This window comes from Paenibacillus donghaensis (genome assembly GCF_002192415.1).
GTDB lineage: Bacteria > Bacillota > Bacilli > Paenibacillales > Paenibacillaceae > Paenibacillus_AQ > Paenibacillus_AQ donghaensis.
Genome location: NZ_CP021780.1, coordinates 3,967,869 through 3,989,465, shown reverse-complemented (window position 1 = coordinate 3,989,465; position 21,597 = coordinate 3,967,869). Strand labels below are relative to the sequence as shown.

25 protein-coding genes are annotated in these 21,597 nt (G+C 50.7%); 20 read left to right on the top strand and 5 right to left on the bottom strand.

Translation table 11 applies throughout. The features are described 5' to 3' along the window. The first annotated feature begins 17 nt into the window (after positions 1–17). The 6 genes from B9T62_RS17990 (at position 18) to B9T62_RS17965 (ending at position 7,011) form a co-directional block, all read left to right on the top strand. Positions 18–1,316, top strand: a complete 1,299-nt coding sequence (locus B9T62_RS17990; RefSeq protein WP_211296475.1) for a TRAP transporter large permease subunit — start codon at positions 18–20, stop codon at positions 1,314–1,316. 48 nt (positions 1,317–1,364) lie between these two features. Then, positions 1,365–3,509 (top strand): hydantoinase/oxoprolinase family protein, encoded by a 2,145-nt coding sequence (locus tag B9T62_RS17985; RefSeq protein WP_245864490.1) that lies wholly within the window; start codon positions 1,365–1,367, stop codon positions 3,507–3,509. A gap of 32 nt (positions 3,510–3,541) precedes the next feature. Then, positions 3,542–4,228, top strand: a complete 687-nt coding sequence (locus B9T62_RS17980) for a hypothetical protein (RefSeq protein WP_087916522.1) — start codon at positions 3,542–3,544, stop codon at positions 4,226–4,228. Between the two features lie 87 nt (positions 4,229–4,315). Continuing rightward, the gene (locus B9T62_RS17975; protein ID WP_087916521.1) at positions 4,316–5,173 is read left to right on the top strand and encodes a MurR/RpiR family transcriptional regulator; all 858 of its coding nucleotides are present in this window, start codon (positions 4,316–4,318) and stop codon (positions 5,171–5,173) included. 363 nt (positions 5,174–5,536) lie between these two features. Continuing rightward, positions 5,537–6,103, top strand: coding sequence for a polymer-forming cytoskeletal protein (locus tag B9T62_RS17970; protein WP_087916520.1), 567 nt, complete (start codon positions 5,537–5,539; stop codon positions 6,101–6,103). A gap of 155 nt (positions 6,104–6,258) precedes the next feature. Then, positions 6,259–7,011: a hypothetical protein gene (locus B9T62_RS17965; protein ID WP_342746177.1), complete on the top strand. Its 753-nt coding sequence runs from the start codon at positions 6,259–6,261 to the stop codon at positions 7,009–7,011. Here B9T62_RS17965 and B9T62_RS39165 read toward each other — a convergent pair. Beyond that, positions 6,961–7,233, bottom strand: a complete 273-nt coding sequence (locus tag B9T62_RS39165; protein ID WP_157793875.1) for a hypothetical protein — start codon at positions 7,231–7,233, stop codon at positions 6,961–6,963. The genes B9T62_RS17965 and B9T62_RS39165 overlap by 51 nt on opposite strands. 156 nt (positions 7,234–7,389) lie before the next feature. On the opposite strand from B9T62_RS39165, the gene B9T62_RS17960 reads away from it, so the two are divergent. The 6 genes from B9T62_RS17960 to B9T62_RS17935 all read left to right on the top strand — a co-directional run bounded on the left by B9T62_RS17960 (position 7,390) and on the right by B9T62_RS17935 (position 14,918). Further along, positions 7,390–8,064, top strand: coding sequence for an HAD family hydrolase (locus tag B9T62_RS17960; RefSeq protein ID WP_087916519.1), 675 nt, complete (start codon positions 7,390–7,392; stop codon positions 8,062–8,064). Between the two features lie 63 nt (positions 8,065–8,127). Beyond that, positions 8,128–9,333 carry a mannitol-1-phosphate 5-dehydrogenase gene (locus B9T62_RS17955; RefSeq protein WP_087916518.1) on the top strand — a complete coding sequence of 402 codons (1,206 nt, stop codon included), beginning with the start codon at positions 8,128–8,130 and terminating at the stop codon, positions 9,331–9,333. A 534-nt stretch (positions 9,334–9,867) separates the two neighbouring features. After that, positions 9,868–10,497 (top strand): TetR/AcrR family transcriptional regulator, encoded by a 630-nt coding sequence (locus B9T62_RS17950; protein WP_087920318.1) that lies wholly within the window; start codon positions 9,868–9,870, stop codon positions 10,495–10,497. Beyond that, entirely contained in the window at positions 10,494–11,768 is a 1,275-nt protein-coding gene (locus B9T62_RS17945; protein WP_087916517.1) for an MFS transporter, read from the top strand. The genes B9T62_RS17950 and B9T62_RS17945 overlap by 4 nt, the downstream gene beginning before the upstream one ends. Before the next feature lie 32 nt (positions 11,769–11,800). Further along, entirely contained in the window at positions 11,801–14,140 is a 2,340-nt protein-coding gene (locus B9T62_RS17940; RefSeq protein ID WP_245864489.1) for an ABC transporter permease, read from the top strand. A 13-nt stretch (positions 14,141–14,153) separates the two neighbouring features. Beyond that, positions 14,154–14,918 (top strand): ABC transporter ATP-binding protein, encoded by a 765-nt coding sequence (locus B9T62_RS17935; protein ID WP_087916516.1) that lies wholly within the window; start codon positions 14,154–14,156, stop codon positions 14,916–14,918. A gap of 99 nt (positions 14,919–15,017) precedes the next feature. On the opposite strand, the gene B9T62_RS17930 is transcribed toward B9T62_RS17935, so the two are convergent. Both B9T62_RS17930 and B9T62_RS40745 read right to left on the bottom strand, forming a co-directional pair. After that, the gene (locus tag B9T62_RS17930; protein ID WP_169834404.1) at positions 15,018–15,356 is read right to left on the bottom strand and encodes an aminoglycoside phosphotransferase/kinase family protein; all 339 of its coding nucleotides are present in this window, start codon (positions 15,354–15,356) and stop codon (positions 15,018–15,020) included. Positions 15,357–15,358: 2 nt separating this feature from the next. Next, a complete protein-coding gene (locus B9T62_RS40745) occupies positions 15,359–15,574 on the bottom strand; it encodes an aminoglycoside phosphotransferase/kinase family protein (protein ID WP_087916514.1) in 216 nt (71 codons plus the stop codon). Positions 15,575–15,997: 423 nt separating this feature from the next. Here B9T62_RS40745 and B9T62_RS17920 point away from each other — a divergent pair, with 423 nt between their 5' ends. Both B9T62_RS17920 and B9T62_RS17915 read left to right on the top strand, forming a co-directional pair. Beyond that, positions 15,998–16,858 carry a phosphotransferase family protein gene (locus B9T62_RS17920; RefSeq protein WP_087916513.1) on the top strand — a complete coding sequence of 287 codons (861 nt, stop codon included), beginning with the start codon at positions 15,998–16,000 and terminating at the stop codon, positions 16,856–16,858. After that, a complete protein-coding gene (locus tag B9T62_RS17915; RefSeq protein WP_087916512.1) occupies positions 16,825–17,205 on the top strand; it encodes a hypothetical protein in 381 nt (126 codons plus the stop codon). Before B9T62_RS17920 ends, B9T62_RS17915 begins: the two co-directional genes overlap by 34 nt. Before the next feature lie 242 nt (positions 17,206–17,447). Here B9T62_RS17915 and B9T62_RS17910 read toward each other — a convergent pair whose 3' ends face one another. Further along, positions 17,448–18,056 (bottom strand): methyltransferase family protein, encoded by a 609-nt coding sequence (locus B9T62_RS17910; protein WP_087916511.1) that lies wholly within the window; start codon positions 18,054–18,056, stop codon positions 17,448–17,450. A 211-nt stretch (positions 18,057–18,267) separates the two neighbouring features. Here B9T62_RS17910 and B9T62_RS17905 point away from each other — a divergent pair, with 211 nt between their 5' ends. From B9T62_RS17905 to B9T62_RS17890, 4 genes are all read left to right on the top strand, one after another. After that, positions 18,268–18,702: a hypothetical protein gene (locus B9T62_RS17905; RefSeq protein ID WP_087916510.1), complete on the top strand. Its 435-nt coding sequence runs from the start codon at positions 18,268–18,270 to the stop codon at positions 18,700–18,702. A 148-nt stretch (positions 18,703–18,850) separates the two neighbouring features. Continuing rightward, complete coding sequence (locus tag B9T62_RS17900) at positions 18,851–19,171, top strand: hypothetical protein (protein WP_087916509.1); 321 nt, start codon at positions 18,851–18,853, stop codon at positions 19,169–19,171. A 14-nt stretch (positions 19,172–19,185) separates the two neighbouring features. Next, positions 19,186–19,575, top strand: a complete 390-nt coding sequence (locus B9T62_RS17895; RefSeq protein ID WP_087916508.1) for an iron chaperone — start codon at positions 19,186–19,188, stop codon at positions 19,573–19,575. A 38-nt stretch (positions 19,576–19,613) separates the two neighbouring features. Further along, a complete protein-coding gene (locus B9T62_RS17890; RefSeq protein ID WP_087916507.1) occupies positions 19,614–20,033 on the top strand; it encodes a hypothetical protein in 420 nt (139 codons plus the stop codon). 541 nt (positions 20,034–20,574) lie between these two features. Here B9T62_RS17890 and B9T62_RS17880 read toward each other — a convergent pair. Continuing rightward, positions 20,575–20,796, bottom strand: coding sequence for a hypothetical protein (locus B9T62_RS17880; protein WP_087916506.1), 222 nt, complete (start codon positions 20,794–20,796; stop codon positions 20,575–20,577). 149 nt (positions 20,797–20,945) lie between these two features. On the opposite strand from B9T62_RS17880, the gene B9T62_RS17875 reads away from it, so the two are divergent. Together B9T62_RS17875 and B9T62_RS17870 are read left to right on the top strand one after the other, a co-directional pair. Next, positions 20,946–21,167, top strand: a complete 222-nt coding sequence (locus B9T62_RS17875; protein WP_087916505.1) for a hypothetical protein — start codon at positions 20,946–20,948, stop codon at positions 21,165–21,167. A gap of 57 nt (positions 21,168–21,224) precedes the next feature. After that, positions 21,225–21,590 (top strand): hypothetical protein, encoded by a 366-nt coding sequence (locus B9T62_RS17870; protein ID WP_087916504.1) that lies wholly within the window; start codon positions 21,225–21,227, stop codon positions 21,588–21,590. Positions 21,591–21,597 lie beyond the last annotated feature (7 nt).

Below are 21,597 nucleotides of genomic sequence, written 5' to 3'. Positions count from 1 at the left end.
ACAAAGGGGACTTATACGTGAGTTCATTAATGTGGGTGCAGGCTATTGGGGTTTTGCTCGTTTTTCTGATTTTTGCGGCACTGATGATGACCCGGAAGCTGCCGACGATTCTGGCGCTGCCCAGCATGGCTATTCTGTTCGCACTGATTGCGGGGGTGCCATGGATCTCCTCCTCGCCGGACACCGCTACCTTAAGCGGCACGATCCTCGCCCAAGGTTCTATGCGGCTGTCAACGGCGATTGCCGGATTGATCTTCGGGGCCTGGTTCGGCCAGATTCTCAATAAAGTCGGGATCACCAAATCGATCATCCGCAAGGCCGCCGAGTTGGCCGGAGACAAGCCGGTGCTGATCGCCATTCTCTTTTTCATTACGGCTTCCATTATCTTCTCCGCAGCAAGCGGACTCGGGATGGTCATTCTCGTAGGTACGATTGTCATTCCAATTATGCTAACTGCCGGAATATCACAGTTTGTAGCATCGCTGGTGCTGCTCTGTTCAGTCGGCGTAGGTGTGTTGTTTAATGTCTCGAACTGGGCCGTCTATGTGGATGTGATGGGTCTGCCGGTATCGACAGTGGCCGATTACACGCTGATCGCAGCCGTTCCGCTGTTTATTATCAGCCTGCTGATGATTGTGTTCTACATCAAGCGTGACGGACGCGGGCGCAAGGCCTGGGCCATGCCTGCGGCAGCAAGCAGCGGCGGAGAAGGCAGGAAAGTGCCGGCCATCGCGCTGATCAGCCCGCTCGTTCCCGTCATTATGGTGTTTGCGTTCAAAATGGACATCGTGCCCGCCGTGATCATCGGTGCGCTTGCCACCCTGCTGCTGTCCTGGCCGAAACGGCCCATTCATATCCTCTCCAGCTCGCTGGTGGAAGGGATTCAGGATGTGGCTGGCGCATTGGCGCTGATGATCGGCATCGGGATGCTGGTCAATTCAGTTATGGCACCGCAGGTGACTGCCATTATCTCACCGCTGATTGAATCGGTGCTGCCAAACAGTCCGCTGATGTATATTCTCTTCTTCACCTTGCTGTCGCCGCTGGCCATTTACCGGGGACCGCTGAATGTATGGGGCCTTGGCAGCGGGATTGCCGCGTTGTTCGTCGGGGCGGGTATGACACCGGTCGCCGCCATGCTGGCGCTTCGTGTGGTCAGCAATGTGCAGTCGATCGCCGATCCGACCAATTCGCACAATGTCTGGGTAGCCGATTTCACCAAAAGTGATATCAACGAAATTCTGAAGAAAACCCTGCCTTGGCTGGTGGCGGCTGTGCTGATCTCGATGGTATGGGGAGCGTTTGTCGTCTTTTAACAGCAGCTGCAGTGTGAGCTTAAATAGAGAGACAGGAGGGAAACCATTATGGGTCAGAAGGTAAGAGTCGGCATCGATGTCGGCGGGACCTTTACAGATGCTGTTGTGCTGGACAATGAAACGTTTGAGATTATTGAGAAAATGAAAATACCAACCACCCATCATGATGAGGACGGTGTAGCCAAAGGGATTGTGCAGATTCTGCAGACGATCCTGGAGAGCAAGGGCATAGATCCTGAGGATGTGGCCTTCATCGCACATGGAACCACACAAGCCACGAATGCGCTTTTGGAGGGAGACGTCGCCCGGGTCGGCATTATCGGGATGGGGTCTGGAATGGATGGATTAGGTGCCCGCAGTGAATCGAATCCCGGCCATATTGAACTGGCTCCGGGCAAGCGGCTGCAGACGTATCATACGTATCTGGACTCCAAGAACCTTAAGGAAGAGCAGATTGAAGAAGCGCTCGATCTGCTGATCGGCCAAGGCGCAGAGGTTATTGTAGCTTCCGAGGCCTACAGTGTGGATGATCCGGCCAATGAACTGCGTGTGGTGGAAGCGGCGAACCGCCGCGGTGTGTTCGCTACAGGCGGACATGAAATTTCGCAGCTGTACGGCTTGCGGACCCGCACGCGGACCGCTGTTATTAACGCCAGCTTAATTCCTAAAATGATGGAAACGGCCAACATGACCGAGAAATCGGTCAAGAATGCCAACATTACCTCCCAACTGATGATTATGCGCTGCGACGGCGGGGTGATGAGCATTGACGAGGTGCGCAAGCGCCCGATTCTGACGATGCTGTCAGGGCTTGCCGCCGGGGTGGCCGGTGCGCTGATGTATGAGAAGATTTCGGACGGGATCTTTTTTGAAGTCGGCGGAACGAGTGTCGATATCTCCGTAATCAAAAACGGCAAGGTTATGATCCAGAACGCACAGGTCGGCGGGCACCGCACGTATCTACAATCGCTGGATGTACGGACGCTCGGCATAGCCGGCGGCAGTATGATCCGGGTACAGGGCAGTAAGATCGTGGATGTCGGCCCCCGCAGCGCCCATATTGCGGGCAAGGCCTATGAATGTTTCGCGGCGCCTGCGGACCTGGCAGGCCTGCAGTTGATATTCATCAGCCCAAGGGAAGGTGATTCGCCGGAATATGCAATTGCCCGGGCGGCGAACGGGGAGGAATATTCCTATACGCTGGCAGGCGCAGCCAATCTGCTGGGGTATGTGCCGGAGGGAGATTATGCCTTCGCCGGAGTAGAGAGCGCCCGGCTGGCCTGGGAGGCACTGGGCGCACATCTGGGCCTCTCGGCAGAAGCGGCTGCCCGCCAGGTGTTGGATTTGGCCATCGACAAAACGATGAAGACGGTTAACGAAATGATTGCCGATTATGAGCTTGACCGATCCTTCGTGACGCTGGTGGGCGGCGGGGGCAGCGGCGCGGTGCTGGTGCCAGCGATGGCGGAGAAGGAACAGATGAAATACCAGATTGCCCATAATGCGCCTTATGTCTCCACGATCGGGGTTGCCTTGGCGATGGTGAAGGAACAGCTGGAGCGGACGGTAATCAGCCCGACAGAGGCTGATATCAAGAAGATTCGCAGCGATATCCTGGATAAGATTGTACAGTCGGGGGCCAGTGAAGAGACGGTTGAAATTACGATTGAAATCGACAACCAGAAGAATATTCTGCGTGCGATTGCCACCGGCTCGACAGAGCTGCGCTCCAAGGACCTGGCGCAGGCGGCCTTGTCGGAAGAGGAGATGCGCAGTGTAGCCGCCCGTTCGGTTGACGTGTCTCCCGATTCGATGCAGCTTGCGGCGCAGACCGGCAGGTGGCAGCTGTTCGCCAGCGAGGAGATCCGCAAGTCCTTCTTCGGCCTGTTCAAGAAGAAACGGACCACCGTCAGCGTGGTTGACCGGGAAGGTGTGGTCAGATTCAAGCAAGCCAATGTCCATTACAGTTCGTTTGCCAGAAAGCAGCGGCATGACGCTTTTACTGCTTTTCTTGACGAGAATACGATCTACTCGGATGCCAACGCCACGATTCCGAAGGTATTTCTGTTCTTCCGTGAGAAGATGCTCGATTTGACCGGCATGCAGACCAAGGAACAGCTGATGTCGATTGTGGAGCTGGAGACCGAAATGCTGGACGAGGATGAAATGTGGCTGGCCGTGGCTTATCAGTAACTGTAGCACAGCAGAGGAAGGGGGAGTGGCAGGTGGCAGGGACAACGGTTAACAGCTTCAGAATCAGCGAGCTGGGACTCAGCGACGAGGTGCTGGCATTCGCCGAGCTGGAGAAGGACCCGCTATTTCACAAGATAGCACCCGGCAAATACAGCTATTATATTGCCCGGTCGCTGGAGATGGGCAGAGCAGCCGCTGTGCCTCTGCAAGGCCAGCCGGTTCGTTGTCTGCTGGAGCAGGCGGGCGTGGCCTTCGAGATTAAGCCAGCTTCAGGCTCAAGTGCGCTGCGTCTCGCCCTGCGCGCCCAGCTGGACTTCAGCGGACGCACGCCTTGGATCAACGTATACCAGGATTCCATGGAACAGCTGAGGGAGGCGGCTCTGGCTGGCGGCGGAGCTTACGGAGCCTTGTCGCTGGATGAAGTGATGGACATCCACCTGGCTCATGAATATTATCATCTGCTGGAGTACCGGGCGGATCAATTTACCAGTGATGTGCTGGAGCCAGTAGAGTGCATGCGGATCGGGCCCTTCCGCAGACAGGCGGCGATTCTGCAGGCGAGTGAAATTGCCGCTCATGCCTTCTGCAAAGAGCTGCTGAACCTGCCGTACTTGCCCAGCCTGCTGGACAACATCTATGTGTGGCAGACCAGCAAGCTGGAAAGGGTACAAATTCAGGAGATTGTGGGGCGCTGGAAAGCGATTGTAGGTGAGAGGTGACTGCATATGTTATAATGAGTAAATCGTTTACAGCGGCAGAACGTTTCCACCGGAAACGGTTCTGCCGCATATGCAGGAGGATAAATCATGGCTTCACAAGTACCCGCAGTTATCGCCAAAATCGTTTCCCTGAAACAGAAATTTACTTATGGCGAGAATCAAATCGCCAATTTCGTGATTCATAACGCTGAATTTATTACCCAGCATACCATTACAGGCATTGCCAACGAAATCGGTGTCTCGGAGACCAGCATCAACCGCTTCTGCAAAAAAATAGGCTTCAAGGGCTTCAATGATTTCAAAATTGCCGTTGCCCAGGACAGCTTCTACCGTGAAATGCAGACCCGCAAAAAAGAACGCCGCGAGATCAATACGATTGACGGGCTGGCCCTGGATTACAATGAGCTGGTAGTAAGCACTTCGGCTATGGTGGCAGAGGACGATCTGCGCAAGGTGACTGACATGCTCAAGGATGCGCGCCGGATCCATATCTTCGGCATCTTTGATTCCTTCCTGCCTGCAATGGCGCTGAAGAACCGTCTGTCGCTGATCGGGATCTATGCGGAAGCCATCAGTGACAGCCGGGCCATGCGGATTGCCGCTTCCCAGTGTACGGCGGAGGATACGGTCATAGTCTTCACCCGTTCCGGTTCGACGCCGGAGATTATCGATGCGGTATCTACCGCCCAGACGAACCAGGCCCGGACAGCGGCCATTACCTGCTATGATTCATCTCCGGTCACGGAGGCGGCAGGAATCAATATCATTGTGCCGGACAAGATGTCGGTCAGCAACAGTGCGATGATGTCCAATCATATTACATTCCTGTTCGTGGTGGATGCGGTGATGAGCCTGCTGATCTCTTCGGATAAGGCCTATCTTAAGAAGAAGCTGGACAGCGAAGGCATTATCTCCAGCCGCCCGCCCGTTAACGACTACTATTAATAAGGATGCAGGGCAGCCGGGGAACCGGCTGTTTTTTATTTCAATATAGGGTTACCACTGAAGGCCACACCCAGTAACCATCATTTACCTTTCAGACCTATTGCGGACTCAGACGTCCCTGAGTGATTACCTGAAGTTCGGGAGAGTGTGGGAAGAATTTTCTGGTTGTCAGAGATGTTTAATGATGGAAAATATTAAAATCAAAATATTAATATCGTAAATAGACACAAATTTGTGAAAGATATCACTTACTTTTAATTAATTTTTAATATATAATAAATTTATGTATAGATGGACTTAAGAATAAATGAAAATTACATTCTTAAGTTCACATTCTATAAAAAGTAATTAGGGGGATTCATTGTGAAACTATTTAGAAGTTTGCTAGTTGCAGGTGTGTCAGTTGCTTTACTATCAGGTTGCGGTGCGAATAACGAGAATAATGCGGCTCCAACAACAGCTCCTGCTGCAGAATCAGCTGCTACGGCTACACCGGCACCAGACGCGCTTAGTGCGGCTTCCATTGTAGACAAAGCAGAAGGATTCACAACAGCTGTCAGCGAAAAAGGAACCTGGATTGTTGCTATTCTTAATGATCTTACTGTAGATACTGATGTTGTAGTAGCTGGCGAGTTCCATGATAAAGGCGCGGCAGACGGCGACATTTACCGCAAGCTGGCTCTTTATACCCAGGATGCTGACCACAAGATTACAGCTTCGTTCACACTTACTGCACCTAAGGTAACTGTACAGAGCGAGAACTTCAAGGTTCAGGGCGGAACAATCAAAGGTGACGTATATGTAGAAGCAAACGGCTTCTCCTTGGACAAAACAGCAACTATTGATGGCAACCTGTACTTCAAATCCGAAGATCTGAAAGCTACAGCTGTGCTGGACGGTAAAGTTACCGGAGCAACAGAAATTAAATAATCAACTTTTACTAAGTTGTACCCAAAGGCAGCCCTTTTCTAAAGGGTTGCCTTTTTGCTGCATCTGGAGCAGAAGTGACAGCAGGACGCCGGCAGGGATGGCATCTCTTGTCCGGGAATGGTATGATTAGGGGGTGGAAAGAGAAGCTGAGAAGTATGAATGATTCCCCCCTGAAAGGTGAGACCGATATGAATATTCCGTTTGCGATTGCTCCGCTCCAGCAGCAGGAGTTCAGCAGTGAAGATGAGCTGATTGAGAAATGTAAGGTGTGGAACCTGTTGTCCAGCACAGCGACCAGACCCAAAACCTATACCTATAAAGGACATGGGGTGACCCTGCCTTGTGAGATTGTTGGCTACGTCGATGAGATGACCGTGGTGGTGCAGTTTGAGAACAAGCAGCAGCACTGCATTCATCCTTCTTATCTGAAGGAAATGCAGACGGCTAGCTTTGGGCAAAGAGGCAGCTTCGCAGCTGAAGCAGAGGAGAGCGGTTCAGCTGAATCGCAGGAAGCTACGGATGCGGCGGAGGTGCAGGCTTCCGAACAACCGGCTGCAGTCGTCGTAAAGCCGATCCCGAAGAAAGCGGCCAGAGCGCCTAAGAAGCCCGCCGTGGAGCTACCCGAAGAGAAGCTGCAGATGATAGCTAGAGTCAAAGAGCTGACGACAGTCCCGAATCATTTCTCCGATAACGACGATGAGGTGATTATTTATGAGGTGCTGTCGATAGAGGGCCATGAGCTGGCGATTGAAGAGGTATGGTCCAGCCACAGCGCCACGCTGAAGAAGCTGGAGCTGGGTGTGGGCGACAGTGTATCTTTTGAAGCCAAGGTTGTAGCCAAGAAGCTTAGCCAGCATTCAGCGAAATACAAGATCAACAACCCCTCCAAGATGAAGAAAATTAACTAGATAGGCTGTTTTTTTGCCTAAAAATGCCACTCCCAAAAATAATTTTAAAAAAGTTTTTAAGTAGCCATTTGCCGTTTCTGCTGACAGGCTGGCTGGTTTTCTTGTAATAAGGCTGTAATCCCTTGCGAGCCAAGGGGTTGCAGCTTGTTTGCTTTCGGGCTGAAAACGGTTCATTGCTGCTGCATGCAGCAGTTGATCGGGAGTATTTGTAACCGCAAACATTGGATGGAATATAATCTGCCACGCTTGACGGGGTTGAAGGCCATTTGTTATGGTTTTTATAGACAGATGCAAACAACGTTAGAAAAAGACGAATATTTTACTGGTTTTATGTCACATATTCTAACTAAAAACCAAACACGTAGGGGATGATTGATTGTGATCAAAGGAATCATTTTTGATTTTGACGGAACGATTATTGATACTGAAACGGCTTGGTACACTGCATTTAATGAAGCTTACGGAGCACATGGCGTAGATCTGACCTTGGAGCAATATTCGACCTGTATCGGCACGAGTCTGCACAGCTTCAATCCTTATGAATATCTAATGACTGACCTTAACCTGCCCATCGACAAACAGGAATTTAGAACAGCCGTGCAGTTGAGACACAGCAAGCTGATGGAGCTGGAGACGATGCGGTCTGGCATTCAGTATTATCTGGATTCGGCCCGGACGGCAGGACTAAAGATAGGTTTGGCTACAAGCTCATCGACGGAGTGGGTGGAGAAATACCTCGACCAGCTGGGCATTCGTGAATATTTTGATTGTATCCGCACCTCGGACCATGTGGTGAACGTTAAGCCGGACCCTGAATTATACATCCAAGCTTTGTCTTGTCTGGGCCTTAAGCCGGAAGAGGCAGTAGCTATAGAGGATTCACCCAACGGTTCCAAAGCGGCAGCAGCCGCAGGAATGCACTGTGTTGTAATTCCGAATGAAATCACCAGCTTCCTCGAATTCGATGCCCCGCATCTGAAGACGGATGATCTCAGCCACCTGGATTTCGAGCAGGTCCTTTCGCGTCGCTGCTTCGAGGAGGCCGTGGTTTAATTTCTATACTTAAATTCAAATATAAATACAAAATATTAGACCAAATATAAGGGGGAAACCACATTGAGAGCCGTACATTTTGGTGCTGGCAATATTGGCCGTGGATTCATTGGCCCGATGTTGTCACGCTCCGGTTATGAGGTATGTTTTGTAGGCAGAAATAAGAATAAAATGGCCCGTCTACAGGAACGGGGGCAATATAAGGTGACACTGGCCAATGAGAACCGAGACAGCTACATGGTCAAGAATATCACCGCCATCGATTTGAATAATGCAGAGCAGGTGGCCGAGGCCATTGCGGATGCGCAAATCGTAACGACAGCGGTGGGAATATCGGCCTTGAAGGACATTGCAGGTGCGATTGCCCAAGGGATTGAGCTGCGGCTCAGCCGGAATGCCGAGTCAGCCCCACTGCACATTATTGCCTGTGAGAATGGAATAGCGAGCGGCCAACAGTTAAAAAGATCAGTCTACCGCCACATGAGCGCCTCGCTGGTGGAAGAAGCGAACCGGAAGATCGCTTTTCCGAATGTGATGGTCGACCGGATCGTACCTGTGCAGAAGAACAAAGAGTCGTTCGAAATCCTCGTTGAACCCTTCAGTGAGTGGGTGATTCCCCGCGGGGGCATGATTGGCGAGTACCCGGAAATCAAGGGGGTGCATTACGTGGAGGCTCTGGAACCTTATCTGGAGCGTAAGCTGTTCACCTTAAATACCGGACATTGCAGCGCAGCCTATTTCGGCTACCTGGAAGGATACACTACGATTCAGGAGGCGATGTCAGACCCCGTCATAGAGTCGCATGTCCGCGGTGTTCTGGAAGAGACCGGAGCGCTGCTGGCTCACCGCCACGGCTTCGATTCCGAGGTTCACTCCCGCTATATCGAGAAAACCATCCAACGCTTCAACAACTCTAACTTTAGCGATAAAATCACACGCGTAGCCCGTTCCCCGCTTCGCAAGCTCGCTCCCAAAGACCGGCTTGTACAGCCTGCCCTGCAGGCCTGTGAGCTTGGCTTGGAGACGAATCATCTTGTCTCGGCGATAACATCCGCGCTGTTCTTCGATCACCCTGGTGATCCGGAAGCGTTAGACCTGCAGCGCGCGATTCGTGATACCGGACTGTCCGGCATAATAACCGCCATAATGGGTATCCCCATCGAACATCCGCTGCACCGCCGCATTATCATCGAGTACAACAACATTTGCATGAAATACCCTCCTATGGCAAGCACCGGTTTCGAAGCCATGGTTCGCACGATCGGTTAATTCAACTGAATATGGAGATTATGATCTTCCCAAACCAAACGGATGCTGACCTTAGAGGGCGGCATCCGTTTGTGCGTGGATAAGTGTTGAACGGACAACTATGCAATGGAGCTTCGACCTAAACATAAGGATGTCTTAGCTGGCTATGATTATAAATGCTAGAGGTAGGCTGATGCTGATCATGGTGGTGCTCCCTATCTTTTACAAGTAACTAGCGCTCTTACGCTAACTGTATTCTGTGCAGCTATTCCAGCTGAATTCAGGATAAAAACGACTTTAGCTGCATTCTGTACAGTTAATTTAGGCCCAAATGGCTCTACAGAGCCAAATGGGGAATTATAGCTGCACGAAATGCAGTTATTCGTCTTTTTACCGGATCAGCGGCTGATATAGTTGTACGAAATACACTTATCCTTCCGCGTGGGAGGGTTTACTAGCTATAATTTCACATCCGAGGGTTGACATCATCCAGGATTTCCCTATAATCATTAATAGACCGACGGTCAGTCTATAAAACGGAGGCACCAGATGATGATGAGGAGAATTTCCAAAGACCCGGAAGAACGCAGGAATGAAATTTTGGATGTGGCGGAGCGGCTTTTTTTCAGCAAGGGGTATGCCAAAACAACAGTCAATGATGTGCTGCAGGCCATTGGCATAGCCAAAGGTACGTTCTACTACTATTTCAAATCGAAGGAAGAAGTGATGGAGGCCGTAGTGATGCGCTACATTGGCGCAGGAGTGGCCGCGGCACGGGCGATTGCTGCAAGCCCAGAGCTTACGGTCCATCAGAAGCTGCTGCAGATCATTATGGCACAGAAGCCGGATACGGAAGGCAAACAGCAGTTGATTGAACAGTTCCACCAGCCGGACAACGCGCAGATTCATCAGAAAAGTCTATCGGAATCCATCCTGCAGCTGACCCCTGTCTTGACGGATGTGATCCGGCAGGGGATTGACGAAGGGCTGTTCCGCACGCCTTTTCCGCAAGAAACGGTTGAATTTCTGCTGATCGGCTCGCAATTTCTGCTGGACGAAGGGCTGTTCCAATGGACGCCGGAGGAGGTCGCGCGCAAGATTCAGGCTTTCATCCATATCATGGAGACGATGCTGGGGGCTGAGGCGGGTAGCTTCGCTTATGTGCTGCAGATGTTTGAGCCATGAGCTCTGCAGGCTTCGGAAGGTTCCTCTGCATCTGGGCCGGAGAATGGATATCCAGCATTGGCAGCGGACTGACAGCTTTTGCCCTGGGGGTATATGTGTTCCAACTGACGCAGACGGCTACAAGTGTCGCGCTGGTCACCTTGTGCGCCTTCGTGCCTTCCATCCTGTTAAGTCCGCTGGGCGGCGTATTCGCAGACCGCTACGACCGGCGGCTGATGATGATCGCGGGCGACCTGCTGTCGGTGCTGGGGTTGATGTTTATTCTCGTGCTGATGCTGCAGGGTGATCCGTCACTCTGGCAGATCTGTCTGGGAGTTACGGCTAGCTCGGTGTTTGTTTCTCTGCTGGAACCTGCGTACAAGGCCACGATTACCGATCTGCTGAGTCCCGAGCAATATGCCAGAGCCAGCGGACTGGTGCAGCTTGCAGGGGCTTCGAAATATCTGCTCTCGCCGGTGCTGGCCGGACTCTTGCTTCGTTTCATGGATATCAAAAGCATTCTGCTGATTGATATCTCCACCTTTCTGGTCACGGTGCTGACGGTGATGGCGGTCCGTAAACAGCTGCCTGCTGAGCGAAGCGCCATCACGAATCAGTCGTGGATCAAGGAGCTAATACAGGGCTGGGAGACGCTGGTATCGGCGCGCGGCGTACTGCTGCTGACAGTGCTGCTCTCGTTGGTTACTTTTTACATCGGATTTATTCAAACCCTATTTACCCCGCTGTTGCTGTCGTTCACAGATTCGCAAACGCTGGGCAACGTGATCTCTGTCAGCGCTTGCGGGATGCTGGCCGGGAGCCTGCTGATCGGGCTGTTCAGCTTGACCCGCCACTACGTTCGGTGGCTGGCCTTGGGGCTTGCGGCAGCCGGAATATTCATGACGCTCGTGGGAGTGACCCCTAATCTGTATGTGATCGCCGGCAGCGGATTTATGTTTTTTGCCGCACTGCCCTGGATCAATACCAGTGCCGACGTGCTGATCCGCAGCCATATCGCAAGCAGCTATCAGGGGCGTGTCTGGGGGCTGATCGGCATTATCTCGCAGCTGGGTTATGTGGCCGCTTATGGCTGCGCCGGAGTCTTGGCAGATCACGTGTTCAACCCGCTGCTCATCGAGGGCGGAAGGCTGGCTTCTACCGTAGGGCAGGTGATCGGTACAGGTGAAGGCAGGGGAATTGGACTGATGCTGGTTATCTCTGGTGTTCTGCTTGTACTGGCAGCCTGCATTCTCCCGGCGCTGAAATCGGTCCGCAGCCTGGAGCAGCATTAGACATTTGCAGTTGAGAACAGGAGGCTGGCCGTGTGCGCTGGAGAATAACGAGGCAAGAGTTCAGGCGAAACAGAACCATTCATTTCAGTTTATTTGTATTTATTATGCTGGCGGCCTTGCTGGCAGCCGGTGCTTCGAACATTATGATGGAGTTGTCCGGGGCTCTGAACAACCTGCTGGTGCAGTCGCGTGCGCCGCATTTCGTACAGATGCACGCCGGTCCGGTAGACGAAGCGGCCATAAAGAACTTCGCTGCGGGAAGCGGACTTGTTGATGAACAGCAGACAGTGGAGATGCTTACCGTAGACGGCTCAAATGTGGTGCTGGGCCAAGCGCAGGAGACAGAAGCGGGCAGTGTGATGGATATGGGCTTCGTCACCCAGAATCCACAATTCGATTATCTGCTGGGTCTGGACAATCGGATCATTCAGGTGGCGGAAGGAGAGGTGGCTGTTCCCCTCTATTATAAGCAGTGGAAGCAGCTGGAGATTGGCGATCAGGTGAATCTGAGCAGCGGGGATTTCAGCAAGACCTTGACTATCGCCGGTTACGTACGTGATGTGCAGATGAATCCCGCCATTGTCAGCTCCAAAAGGTTCGTGGTGCATCCCGCAGACTTCACAGCTCTGAAAGCGCATCTGGGCGAAATCGAATCGCTGATCGAATTCCGGCTGAAGGACCTCGGCAAGCTGAATGAATTCCGTAATAGCTATGAGTCCTCCGGCCTTCCGAATCAAGGGCCTTCGATTGACTACTCTTTATTTAAGACACTGAACGCTCTGACGGACGGACTGGTTGCCATGGTTATTATTCTGGTCAGTCTGCTGCTGGTGCTGATCTCACTCCTCTGTCTGAGGTTTACGATCCTGGCTACCCTGGAGGAGGATTACCGGGAGATTGGGGTAATGAAAGCAATCGGCCTCCCGGAGCGGGAGATCAGAGGGTTATACTTGTCCAAATACGGGCTGCTTGCAGGGTGTGCATCAGTCGCCGGGTTTACAGTATCCCTCGGACTAAACCGGCTGTTCACGGCCAACATCAGCCTCTACCTGGGGGCTGCGCCTGGCGGCTTGCTCCGGCAGCTGGTTCCGCTGCTGGCAGCGGGCGTGATTGGCGGAATGGTGGTGTTCTTTTGCCGGTTAATGCTCAGGAAATTTAAACGGATCAGTGCGGTGGAGGCGCTGCGAACCGGTGTGGCTCCAAGTGCGGGCGGCCGCAGGCACGGGTTTACGCTGAAGGAACGCGGGTATGGGAATGCGAATGTTTTTCTCGGAATAAAAGATATCTATAAACGTCTGCCCCAGTTCGGACTGTTGTTCTCTGTGGTCGTCATCTGTGTATTTATCGTGATCGTGCCGCTGAAATTGCTGTATACGCTTCAGGCCCCCGGCTTCATCTCCTACATGGGCGTCGGACCAAGCGATATCCGCATAGACCTGCAGCAGAGCAGTGATACGGCCGGACGATTCGAGCAGCTGCTTACCCGGCTCAAACAGGATCAGGAGGTGCAGCAATTCTCGCCGCTGGTCACGTCGAGGTTCAAAGTGCTTGGAAGTGACGGGGTATGGGAGAATATCAATGTGGAGACTGGGGATTTCTCGATTTTTCCGCTGTCCTATCTGGAGGGAGGGGCGCCGGGGAACCCGAATGAACTGGCTCTATCTGACCTGAATGCCAAGGAGCTGAGGGCGGGGATTGGGGAGTCGCTGCGCCTTGTCGTTGACGGCAAGGAAAGGGAACTGACAGTCAGCGGAATCTATCAGGATATAACGAACGGTGGCCGGACCGCTAAAGCCTGGCTCCCTTACAATGCCGACGCCGTGCTGTGGTATGTGGTTGCGCTGGATGTGAAGCCGGGAATCTCTGTGGAGGAGAAGGTAGAAGAGTATGGCAAACTATTTTATCCCGCCAAAATCACATCTCTAAACAGCTATCTTGCCCAGACTCTGGGTCAGACCATTGCTCAGCTGAAGCTGGTCACGTTCTTGGCAGTGGGGATCTCGCTTTCGATTCTGGCGCTCATGACCTCATTGTTCCTCCGCATGCTGCTGGCCAAGGATGCCTCACAGGTGACGGTGCTGAGAAGTATCGGCTTCGCGCTGAAGGATATCAGGCAGCAGTATCTGGTGAGAACGCTGCTTGTATCGGGGCTTGGCATGCTCATGGGAACGGTGATATCCGGACTACTCGGCCAGAGTCTTATGGAGCTGGCAGGCTCCATGCTGGGAGCATCACGGATTGAGCTGCTCACCGATCCGCTGATGGCATACCTGCTGCTGCCGCTGCTTTTCCTGCTGGTAGTCGCCATAGCTACATGGATAAGCTTGAGAGCGCTGAGTCAATCGGCAATTACGCAGCGGCTGGCCGCTTAAGGAGGATGACAGAATGTTTATCTTGGAGACCAAAAGGCTGGGCCAAGCCTATCAGGCAGGGACGGAACAGCGGCAATACGTTCTGAAGGATATCGACTTGCAGATTAGGAAGGGAGAATTCGTAGCGGTGATGGGGCCATCCGGCTCGGGCAAATCCACCCTGCTCTATGCCCTTAGCGGTATGGAGCAGGCGACGGAGGGGCAAGTGTGGTTTGGCGGCCGCGAGCTGAGCGGGTTGTCCGAGCAGGAGCTGGCGGGTCTGCGGCTGAGGCAGATGGGCTTTATTTTTCAGCAGATGTTTCTGCTGAAGAATCTGAATATCGAGGATAATATCCTGCTCCCCGCCTATTATGCGAAGCAGAGCAGCCGCAGGAAGATCCATAAACAAGCGGAGGAGTTAATGAAGCGCACCGGGATCGCCGCGCTTGCAGAGCGAGAGATTACCGAGGTATCGGGCGGACAGCTGCAGCGGGCGGCGATCTGCCGAGCGCTGATCAATCAGCCGGAGCTGCTGTTCGGCGACGAGCCGACAGGTGCGCTGAACTCCAGCTCAGCCGCTGAGATCATGGAGATCCTTGCGGATATCCATGCCTCAGGGACTACGCTGCTGCTGGTTACCCACGATGCGAAGGTGGCGGCCAGGGCAGAGCGTGTGCTTTATATGCTGGACGGCAGTATCGCTGCCGAGCATAGGCTGGGCCGCTGCGGCGAAAGTAGCGGTGAACGGAAAGCGCGTGAGGAGCAGCTGTCATTGTGGCTGAAGGAGCTGGGCTTCTAATTCTGATTCTGCTGGGCTGCTGCATGTGGACTTACGAATAGACGCAAGTCTGTATGCGGGCTGGTGAGCAGAGTAAGGGTATACGAGAGCCAGTGAGCTTCATGAAAGTGAGCATCCTAGGAATGACGATCCGTCAAGCACGGATTGCCGCATGTCCTGCAGATAGCTGAGCTGTCCGCTGCTTAATTGACTCGGGTCCGAGAACACACTGTGGTAAGCGTAGGAGAATAGATGCCTGTAATTAATGAAATCATCGATTTGAGCTATAAAAGTAATCTCGGGGTTGCCTCTGGCATACCCGTCTATGAAACTGCTGAAGAATTGCTGTATACCTGTTATCCTTTCCGGGCCTGGCTTCATCGTTTGGGCAGTATGGTAGATAGCGATCGCCAGATCGTAAGCAAACCAATGATATTCACAGTCCCCGAAATCCAGCACGGTCAACTGCCGGTTGCCGTATAGCAGGTTCCCTCCACTTTCTCAAAAGCAACTGCCAAATAGTCTCCATTCAGCTCCAGCCAATCGCTTGTCTCGGATAAACGCAACGGCTTCACTACGGAAACCTGGTACCCATGGAGGTAGCGCAGCCATTCAAATTCGGAAAGGATGGAATCTGTGGTGTCCCCAGACTGCTCGAGAAGCTTGACGATCATCACATGTTGTCCCTGCTGGATCTCAAAAACATTGCTGCTGTAGCCGCCAAGCAGCTCGACCGATTCCGGCGGGCAGCCGACTTCAGCGCATACCTGGTGAATCAGATCCGATGTGTTCAGTAGAATCCCGCCTGTCGTATAATTAGTATATTATATATAAGAATGAAGAGGTGGAGTTGCCAGATAGGCTAGTGAATAGGGCTACCCGGACAACTCCGAATATAACATTCTTAAGTTCACGTTCTATAAAGGATTTATTTCTATTAATAAAATAGAAACGGCTTCGCCGCCCTCTAAAAAGCGTATGCTTCCGAAGCAGCGATACTACGTATCGCTTTCAGGCATCTGTTTCTGCGAGAAATAGAAGGATAAATTAGGGTGTGAATTCTTATATTCTAAAATAAACAACCCTGGAGGAACACTGGCATGACTGCTGTACATGATATCCCAGCTACTATAAATGCTCTCTGTACGATGGGCATAATCGAAACCAATACTGATGCAGGCGACGAGCTGAGCGGAACTACAGATGGGGTGGTGTGCCTGCTCAAAGTAGAAGATGAACCCAAATATGTGTTGAAGTACGATGATCCCCGGAGTATTGCTGCTGTCCAATCCTTGCACAAGGCCTATCAGAACAGCCAACTACTGCCCAAGCTGTATTATACGGCGCCTGATCAGAGCTTCATGTTGTACGCTTACGTTCCGGGAACCACCCATACTAACCGTGGGCCCAAAAAAGACTGGCTGGCGCTGCTGGTAAAGGAGCTTCTGAATCATTATGCGATCGATCCGCATGCGGAGCATTGGGGTAGGGTGGAATTGCCGGCGCGCCATTGGCGTGATTTCAATGAAGAAAGTCTGCGTTATGCGCGGATGGATGTGAAAGGCATTCTGCCTGATGAGGATTATGAGGTAGTCCGGGCCATTATGGATCCTATTTCGCAAGCGGATGGGCGTTATTTATTACATGGGGATGCCGGCGTACATAACTTTGTTTATCGGGAGTCCACGCTTGCCGGGGTCATTGACCCATCGCCCATGTTCGGACCGGTGACCTATGATTTCACGTATGCGTTCTGTTCGTCCCCGGATGATCTGAATGTAGAGACCCTATTCGCTGCCTACGAGCTGCTGAGTTTCCAACCAATCACCAGAACACAGCTAATCTATGAGGTTCTGCTTCAGCTGTATTGCCGGATCGGGATCTGTTCGAGATTCCATCCGCATGAGTTAGAGGAGTATCTGCAGGCTTGGGCGTATTGGAAGGCGCAGGTAAGCCTCTGAATGTGGCGAACGCGGCCGCACGCGGGGAATCAGAGGCAAAAAGGCCTCTGAATGTGGCGAACGCGGCCGCGCGCGGTGAATCAGAGGCAAAAAGGCCTCTGAATGCGGCGAACGCGGCCGCACGCGGGGAATCAGAGGCAAAAAGGCCTCTGAATGTGGCGAACGCGGCCGCGCGCGGGGAATCAGAGGCAAAAAGGCCTCTGAATGTGGCGAACGCGGCCACGCGCGGTGAATCAGAGGCAAAAAGGCCTCTGAATGTGGCGAAAGCGGCCGCGCGCGGGGAATCAGAGGCAAAAAGGCCTCTGATCTACCCGGCCCAAGCCGGAATGTCCAGAAATAAGGGATAAATCCCTTATTTTTTAGGACATCAGCTGGTTTTAGCTGAAAATAGGGGATAAATCCCCTATTTTTAGTGAACCAGCCACATTCAGGAAAAAAGTAAGGGATATATCCCTTACTTTCTTTTTAGCAGCCGCATCAGGCTGAAAATAAGGGAATAATCCCTTATTTTATCCAATCAGCTTCTTTCCACCAACTGTCCTCCACCACCAACCGTCCTCCCCCCTCACAACGCCCCTATCCACGCCCCTCACCACCACAACAAATATCGGGGTGTACGCTCGCTGTACCTGATGTACTCTGCTCCGAACGCATTCCGCAGATGAACCTCCTCCTGCAGAATCAACAGATGGATGGCCGCCATATTCACAACACAGATTCCCAGGGTGAGCAGGTTCGGATAGGTTAGCAGCAGACCAAGAAACATTAGATCGAAGCCGACAAAAGCGGCGTTTCTGCTATACTTGTACACTCCCCGGGTGACTAGTGTGGTGGAGGAGGATTTGTCGATGCCGACCCGCCAGGAGGTGCGCATGGCAACCATCGCCTGGATAAATAGCAGACAGCCCACGAAGTTGACGCCAATTCCGGCTACATACAGAGGAGGGTAATCCAGGCTTGGAGCCAGATAAGGTGTGATCCAGGACTCGGCCACTGCGTATCCAAACCATGTGGCTCCCCATACCAACGTTGTGAATTGAACAAACCTCTCAGTGTGTTGTGTCTTCTGCAACTTCTGCCCGTTAGCCAGCACGTTGGCGTTAATATGATTTTTTGTATACATCATTACGAGTTTGGAGAGATACGCAATCAGAAAAATACAGAACAGTATTAGCGACAACACATTCTTCAGACTCATTTAACACCCACTCCTTCAAAAAACATATGAATAATAACTCATGTATTCATATGTATTGTAGTTTGGCAATCATCCCCATGTCAATTCATTTATATAGAACGTGAACTTAAGAATGAAGCAACGAGTTGGCAGAAAGCCAGGGGTATAAGACTTTCTGCCAACTCCTGATGAAACATTCTTAAGTTCATCTTATATAGTATGATTAAAGTGCATGCCAGTATCATCTTACATATGGGAGAAAAGCGAAACGCTCAGCGGCGCCAGAGCCAACGGCCTTTACCTGTATCAGGACAACACTCTGATCGTCACAGACACGAAGGATACTTTGGATACAGCCCCCTACAAGGACAGCGCAGTGGTGTCCAAATATACAACCAGCGGAGAGCTGCTGTGGGAGAATGACTATCCGGCTATAGAGCTGCAGCTCATGTTAGGCAATATGGTGGTGGATGCCGATGGTTTCATCGCGTTTACAGCTATCACTACTTCGCAGATAAGCGGTACTGCCAACTATCAGGAGAATGTCAAGCTAATCGGAGTGAATGCGGACAGTGAGACCAAGATCAACAAGAAGCTCGTTTCCTCTACGGATACCGTTCCGGTTAGTTATTCCACACCGATTTTGACTAAAGGTCATATTTACTAGTCCACCTCCAAAGGCTTCTACAGGAAGTACAGCGCAAGAGCGCAGAAAGCCGAAGTTCAATGATGCCGTATTTCTTAAATTTGACAAGCAGGGCAAGCAACTGTTCAGTACGAAATATCAGGGGGTTACACACTCAGCACCGGTATATGTGAACAATCACTTTTATGTAAACGGCGAGCCTTATGATCAGGACAACAACTTGTATATCTTCGATGCGAATGGTAAACTATCCACAAAAATCAGTTTGAACCGCGGTTATATCGGCAGTGATCTTCCGGCATTCATCAGCAAAGAGGGCTATATTGTGTTTGGGCAGCGGGTCTACAGGCCCAGCGGCAAGCTGATCTGGAGCTTCCTGCCACCCTCTTTGCCTGTCAGCTTGAAGCTCAGCAGCCAAGTGATCATCGGCAAGGATGGAACTCTGTATGTCTGGGGACAGAAGCTGTTCGCTTTTGGATCGCAAGGGTAAGAGAGGAGAATACAATGGAATCGAACAAAAAGGGTTACTCCAGCGTAGATGAATATATCTCAGCCTGTGCGCCCGAGGTACAGGAGGAGCTGCAAAGAATGCGGGCATGGATCAGAGCAGCCGCTCCCGAAGCAGAGGAGAAGATTAGCTACCAAATGCCTACTTTTGCGCAGAACGGCAATCTGGTGCATTTCGCCGCTTTTGCCAAGCATATCGGATTCTATCCGGCAGCAAGCGGGATTGAGAATTTCCAGGCAGAACTTGCTGGTTACAAAAGCTCCAAAGGAGCTGTGCAGTTCCCGCTGGGCCAGCCGTTGCCGGAAGCCCTGATCCGCCGGATCGTTGAGTTTCGGGTAGCCGAGAATAAGGAGCTGGGTGAGAAGAAGTTACAGTCGAAGAAATAATAAACGGAAGGAGTGAACCACCATGCAGCGTTTCGTGGATGAATATGCGTTTCGCTATTCTTTTCTATCACCAGAGTGAGCTTCCAACGTACAGATACTCTTCCCAAGGGGTATGCAAAGACTGTCAGCGCTGGTTCAATGTCAAGCTTACCGATCCCAAGGTGGTTACTCATAGCCATATTCATATGGCTTGTCCCCATTGCTCCGTCTCCAATCAGGTAAAGGTGGATCGTACGCCTGAATGTGTCTTCACTTGGGAGGAAATTCGGAACGGCCGAGATCCGGTATTTGGCCTGGAGCTATATTATCTGGAAACGGTCAGTGGTAAGCCGGTGTGGGCACTGAATCGGGAGCATCTGGATTACCTGATTTCCTATATAGCTGCCGATTTGCGGGAAGGGCCCCTATATGCCGAGAAGACGGCTTCTTATTCGGTGCCGAAAAATAAAGGGATATAGTGGAGAGGACGCCGTGTTCCTTGTAATGAGGTTACATTCTTCTCGTTTTGCCCCCAAAATCGAGCGCAGCACTTAATGACTTTGCAATTTCCTTATAGGATGCCTCCCCATTTTCAGCCAAAAAATAAGAAGCGGACGGAGGCATTTCAAGATAGGGTGAACTACTGAAATAAGAAATAGTAAGTTATACTATAGAACGTGAACTTAAGAATGTTACATACGGAGTTGCCAAGATGCCTTATGAATCAGGCTTTCTGACAACTCCACTACTCCATTCTTAAGTTCATCTTATCCTTAGAAAAGTCTCATTTTAACATTGTAAGTTGGTCGAAGTATCACGCAGCTCATTCAAATTCTGGACTAGGATCATCCTTGCAGTGAAATAGATCTGTAAATGTTTTTTTAATTATATCTTGATACGTTGTATTACGGAATATAATTGTGTATACTTTTTTATGAATTATAAAAATAAGCCATTAGAATTTACTCTTCATGCTCCAAATTAATTAGCATAAAAGAGAATAGTGCGTGATCTTTTTGCTTAAACATCAACTTTTTTTTCTTGTCGGGTTTGTATTTTTGAATCGCTTTGATGAAAGGCCTTTACCAAAACATTCATGGTTTTATCAAGCTGAGCCAGCCTCTTTTCCAATCCATCCATTTGTTTATTGAATTTGATAAGGATAGTTTGAAGAAGTATAAGTGACATGGCAATTGGAAAGCCAACATTGCCAATCAACTGAACAATGACTTGTAAGTCCATAGAAATAACCTCCTTTCATGTAGTAGAATATCTATATTTTACAATAATACGTAACGCAACGCTATATATTTTTTGTGACATAAAATATATGTTATCTAAACTTATTTGTTATGTTATAATAAATAAAAAAGGAAATAGAGGATTGGGATATGCCATTAAAAGAGAAGCCACCTAGACTTACCGTATACCTTCCAGATACCGAAAAAAAAGAACTGGAGAAAATGTCCAAAAATACAGGTTTCTCACAAACACAGCTTGTAGTCATGGCTACCCACAGTTTGTTAGCCAACTATAAAGCTAAGGGGAATATCATTTTTACAGAATTGATAGGTCTAAATTTAAATGAGAAATCGAGTCAAAACGAGTCATGAATATTGCGTAACGTAACAAATCACTATATAATACCAAAGATGATAAGGAGGATTTGTATGAAATATCCGATTAATTTGTTTGGCTATACAGTGGAATGTGAGATTAACATCGAAGGTGAAAAGTTCGAGGTTGATATTCCAGAAGAAGGTCAACGAGCTTTGAAGCAATATCTTGTTCGAGTGTTACCTAAGTATGGAAGAGAGTCATCTAGTGGATCTTCGTTACAATCTTTAGTGGAACTTGCCATAGATGCTGAAAAAACACTAGATGGTAAGATGGTAGAACCTAAGCTTAAATTGCCTTATGAATTTCAACCGGAAATTAAAGAAAAGCTGATTGAAGCTGCATCATTACAAGATATATCCGCTACACAGCTGCTGATACGAATCATAGAAAACAAATACCAAGAAGTTATTGGATAGGGGGATC

Coding starts and splice junctions, on each gene's coding strand:
- B9T62_RS17875 (WP_087916505.1), top strand. CDS start 20,946: ATGCCATTAAAAGAGAAGCCACCTAGACTTACCGTATACCTTCCAGAT.
- B9T62_RS17905 (WP_087916510.1), top strand. CDS start 18,268: ATGCCAGTATCATCTTACATATGGGAGAAAAGCGAAACGCTCAGCGGC.
- B9T62_RS17870 (WP_087916504.1), top strand. CDS start 21,225: ATGAAATATCCGATTAATTTGTTTGGCTATACAGTGGAATGTGAGATT.
- B9T62_RS17975 (WP_087916521.1), top strand. CDS start 4,316: ATGGCTTCACAAGTACCCGCAGTTATCGCCAAAATCGTTTCCCTGAAA.
- B9T62_RS17985 (WP_245864490.1), top strand. CDS start 1,365: ATGGGTCAGAAGGTAAGAGTCGGCATCGATGTCGGCGGGACCTTTACA.
- B9T62_RS17910 (WP_087916511.1), bottom strand. CDS start 18,056: ATGAGTCTGAAGAATGTGTTGTCGCTAATACTGTTCTGTATTTTTCTG.
- B9T62_RS17895 (WP_087916508.1), top strand. CDS start 19,186: ATGGAATCGAACAAAAAGGGTTACTCCAGCGTAGATGAATATATCTCA.
- B9T62_RS17945 (WP_087916517.1), top strand. CDS start 10,494: ATGAGCTCTGCAGGCTTCGGAAGGTTCCTCTGCATCTGGGCCGGAGAA.
- B9T62_RS17920 (WP_087916513.1), top strand. CDS start 15,998: ATGACTGCTGTACATGATATCCCAGCTACTATAAATGCTCTCTGTACG.
- B9T62_RS17935 (WP_087916516.1), top strand. CDS start 14,154: ATGTTTATCTTGGAGACCAAAAGGCTGGGCCAAGCCTATCAGGCAGGG.
- B9T62_RS17880 (WP_087916506.1), bottom strand. CDS start 20,796: ATGGACTTACAAGTCATTGTTCAGTTGATTGGCAATGTTGGCTTTCCA.
- B9T62_RS17890 (WP_087916507.1), top strand. CDS start 19,614: ATGAATATGCGTTTCGCTATTCTTTTCTATCACCAGAGTGAGCTTCCA.
- B9T62_RS17965 (WP_342746177.1), top strand. CDS start 6,259: ATGAATGATTCCCCCCTGAAAGGTGAGACCGATATGAATATTCCGTTT.
- B9T62_RS17950 (WP_087920318.1), top strand. CDS start 9,868: ATGAGGAGAATTTCCAAAGACCCGGAAGAACGCAGGAATGAAATTTTG.
- B9T62_RS39165 (WP_157793875.1), bottom strand. CDS start 7,233: ATGTTTGCGGTTACAAATACTCCCGATCAACTGCTGCATGCAGCAGCA.